1 protein-coding gene is annotated in these 525 nt (G+C 65.0%); it reads left to right on the top strand.

Going from position 1 to position 525, the window contains the following annotated elements; translation table 4 throughout:
* The coding region (nudC, locus tag FJR74_RS08480; protein ID WP_140915076.1) for an NAD(+) diphosphatase at positions 1-525 on the top strand (525 nt) is incomplete at both ends.

Below are 525 nucleotides of genomic sequence, written 5' to 3'. Positions count from 1 at the left end.
CCGAATCATGGACGACACCAGCAGCCAACTGGTGTCGTCGGCATCGGCGCTGTTGAACTGGCATGACAACGCACGATTCAGCGCCCTAGACGGCGCGCCGACGAAACCGGCCAGGGCCGGCTGGTCACGGGTCAACCCGATCACCGGTCATGAGGAGTTCCCCCGTATCGACCCGGCGGTGATCTGCCTGGTTCACGACGGCGCTGATCGTGCCGTGTTGGCTCGCCAGGCGGCGTGGCCGGAACGGATGTTCTCGCTGTTGGCTGGCTTTGTCGAGGCCGGAGAGTCGTTCGAAGTCTGCGTCGCCCGGGAGATCCGCGAGGAAATCGGCCTGACCGTTCGCGATGTGCGCTATCTGGGCAGCCAGCAGTGGCCGTTCCCGCGGTCGTTAATGGTTGGCTTTCATGCCTTGGGTGACCCGGATGAGGAGTTCTCGTTCAGCGACGGCGAAATCGCCGAAGCCGCGTGGTTCACCCGCGATGAGGTGCGCGCAGCGCTTGCCGCCGGCGATTGGTCCAGTGCGTC

Source organism: Metamycoplasma neophronis (assembly GCF_006491995.1).
GTDB lineage: Bacteria > Bacillota_I > Bacilli_A > Mycoplasmatales > Metamycoplasmataceae > Metamycoplasma > Metamycoplasma neophronis.
Note: the sequence above shows the minus strand (reverse complement) of the source record. Positions and strands in the feature narration are given on the sequence as shown.